At 48.9% G+C, this 3,463-nt stretch carries 2 protein-coding genes; both read right to left on the reverse strand.

The window, feature by feature from the left end:
• Nucleotides 1–115: 115 nt before the first annotated feature.
• Nucleotides 116–595 (reverse strand): acyl-CoA thioesterase, encoded by a 480-nt coding sequence (locus FD01_RS13020; RefSeq protein WP_056964722.1) that lies wholly within the window; start codon nt 593–595, stop codon nt 116–118.
• Nucleotides 596–599: 4 nt separating this feature from the next.
• Complete coding sequence (gene helD, locus FD01_RS13025; RefSeq protein WP_056964737.1) at nt 600–2,891, reverse strand: RNA polymerase recycling motor HelD; 2,292 nt, start codon at nt 2,889–2,891, stop codon at nt 600–602.
• Nucleotides 2,892–3,463: the final 572 nt, after the last annotated feature.

Below are 3,463 nucleotides of genomic sequence, written 5' to 3' on the forward strand. Positions count from 1 at the left end.
AATTTCGGTCTAGGTGCGGTGTCAAAAATATATCAACTCTACTTGACGAAGAGCCGAAAAAGGCCAGTTAATCAAAACAAGCTCCGAACCTCAGCCGAGATTCGAAGCTTATTTTTTAGTATGGCACCACGTCTAGTGACACATCAGGCATGGATTTTAAACGACGTTTGTTTTCAGCACGACGGGTGGCGTAGCCGGCTGCCAGCTTCTGGCCTTCTTCGACATCCGCTTCCAGCGTTGGCAGCGGATCCGAGTTCATCGACACAAAAGTGGTAAAGGCATAAGCGGCCAAATAACGCCGCCCTGTATCTAAATCTTCGCCGATCATTTTCGTGAAGACTTCCAAAGATTTCTTCCCGACCCCGGTGATCACAGACGCATACATCAGCGCATGGCCGATTTCAACGGGATTGACGTACACCATGGAATCCACGGAGCCGGTGACCAATTGCCGCCGAGAAAAACGGTGCGCAGAAATCGAGGCATTTTCATCCAGCCAAGATAAGGTTTGGCCGCCAAACAGCGAATCGTGCTCGTTCATCTGGCCTTGGAAGACGCGGTGCGTCGTGATGGCAACAGTTTCAGACATTTTCATCCAATTACGCTTTCTGGTACAGATCTGCTGGGACTTGATCTAACAGTGGCGACAAGTCTGGGGTAGCCAGGATCGTCAAGCGATGCATGGCACGGCTGGCGATGGTGTACAACAATTCGCGCTCGTCTTCTTCATGGAAGAAGTGCTTGTTGGCTTGCCACAAAATGACGGCATCAAATTCCAAACCTTTGGCCAAATAAGATGGCACCACGATCACACCAGCGGCCAAGCGTTGGTTTTCACTGCGGATCAAGGTTGACGCTAATCCTGCTTGTTGCATCAAGTCGTGAATATGTTCGGCTTCTTCTAAGGTCTTAGCGATCACCGCAGTGGTTTGCTTGGCGGCATCGTTGACTTTAAGCTGTGCCGCAACGGCTTCAACCAGTTCTGCTTCGGTGTCGCGCAAGGCGATCGTCGGCAGTGGCCCAAGGCGGTTGAAGGCGTTGATGGCTTGACCAGATTTCAAAATCGCCTTGGTGAAGTCAGTGACTTGTTTGGTCGAACGATACGATTGTGTCAACTGGATCACCCGCGTTTTATCCGGATCAAACAACTTGGACACATCTTGAATCAAGGTATGTGACGCCGACTTCGTGAAAATGGCTTGGTTCAAATCGCCTAACAACGTGAAGCGGGCTTTGGGGAAACTTGCCCGCAAGTAAGCCAGTTGATAAGGCGTGTAGTCTTGAATTTCATCGATGAAGACATAGCGCATGTTGCGTTCGCCGTGCCGACCAGTGATCAAGTCATACATGTACAAGTAAGGCGTCGCATCGACCATGTTCAGTTGCCGATTCTTGAAGCCGACTAAGAAGTCTTCAACGTCCGCCTGCCAGTCTGCTTCCGTCAAGCCAAATTCTTGTAAGTCGATAAAGTTGCCAGCATTTTTCAAGAAGTGCAAGTATTGGCCGCGGATATTTAAGAAGTGATTGCGGACAATGGCTTGTTGAATCGACTTGAAAGCATCCATGACGATTTTACGCGCAAAGAAGCGGTATTCGTCATCGGAGTTCTTGAATTCGTCTGGCCCGTTGGCTTGCAGTTCGCGAATGCGTTCAGCGGATAAGTCTTCGACCGCTTCTTGCACCCACTTGGCTTTCATCGTGCTTTCCACTTTATGGTTGAGCATGTTGATGAGCTTTTCTTTGGTGGCGTTCAAGCGGTTGCCGAGGTGATAATTTTCGTTATAAGAATAAAAGATTTCTTTGATGCGCGCCTTGGAGAAGAACACGTCATCATGGAACTTGATATCGCGAAAACGCATGCCGGCGGATTCCAAGCTGCCAGCGTAACGCTTAGTCGCATCAAAGAACGCCAGGCTGTTCTTCAGCGCGGAAACTTTTTTCTGCGTCGGGGTTTGCACCACTTCAAACTGGGAGAACAAGTTCTGCACGTCAATATTTGGCACGCGGCGCGACACATATTGATAAAAGGTGAACTGCACCATGTTTTGTTCGCCAAGTTCTGGCAACACATTGCCGATGTAATCAGAAAACAGTTGGTTCGGACTGAACATGATCACTTGGCTAGCGTTCAACTTGCCGCGGTAGCGATACAGTAAATAGGCCACCCGCTGCAAGACCGCACTGGTTTTCCCAGAGCCGGCTGCCCCTTGCACGAACAGTAATTCGGCTGAGGTATCGCGGATGATTTGGTTTTGTTCACGCTGAATGGTGGTGACGATGGACTTCATTTGGGTGTCAGACTTTTCGCCTAACACCTCCAACAACATTTGATCGCCGATGGTTTCAGTGGTATCAAACATGGTTTGAATCTGGCCATCTTGAATCACAAATTGGCGCTTCAACGACACGTCGACTGTTTGCGGGCCATCAGGGGTTTGATAAGTGACTTTACCCAGCCCACCATCGTAATAAATCGAGCTGATCGGCGCCCGCCAGTCGTAAATCAAGAATTTTCCTTTGGCGTTGGTGAATGAGCCTAAACCGATGTAGATAGTTTCGGGTTTCTCTTGGCCTTCTTGAAAGTCGATCCGCGCAAAATATGGATTGACCTCTAAGCGCTGCACTGTTTTGAGTTGGGTGTCAGATTGTTGCCAAGCATTTTGCCGTTCATCAAGCATTTGTTGTTGTTGTTGAATGGAAGCCGCAGTTTCGCTGGCTTCGGCATCCCCGCTGAAGTTCAAGGAGAAGTCACTGAAAAAATGCTTGTTGAGTTGTTGTTCTTCGGCTTTGGTGCGGCCGATTTCGGCACTCAGGCGGTCTTCGGCCTCGCCGAGTTCCCCCATGATTGAATTGAGATGAGCTTGTTCAAATTGTTGGTTTTGATCTGCCACGCGCATTCCCTCGCTTTGCTGAATAATCGTTATAATATAGTAGCACTTTTCCGGCGCAGGTACAAATGCCACGACCCAGATGTCACGACGGTTAGCTGTAACTTTCTAACATTCCGACCAGATTTTTTGACACCCTTCCACTGTTAAAGCCGACTATCGATGTCCGGCAGCGTAAGTGTGGTTTTCATCTTCTAGTTAGTTATACCGATTGCCTAGCGACTTGAAAACATGTGAGCTCCAGCGCCTCGGCGCCACTGCGGAAAATTGGACAAGTTGCCGGTGCGGCCGTCTGCAGAGATCAGCACAAACCGCTGATGCTCTTTCGACTAAAAATCAAGCCAAGAAGCCCGCTTGTCTTTATTTTTGCCGGTGAAATCCGCGCGAGTCGCCAAAAAACGGCGTCTCACTTGATTTCACTCCCACAGGCAATTGTCCAATTTTCCTCCGTTCTGCCAAGCCGCTTCCGCTCACATGTTTTCTGAGTTGGTATTACTAACTTACAGATTCAACACGCTCACGTTGCGACATTCAGATGTCTTAAATATGGTATCAAAGTTGACATCATACGCTTC

The organism is Lacticaseibacillus manihotivorans DSM 13343 = JCM 12514 (assembly GCF_001435035.1).
Classification (GTDB): Bacteria; Bacillota; Bacilli; order Lactobacillales; family Lactobacillaceae; genus Lacticaseibacillus; species Lacticaseibacillus manihotivorans.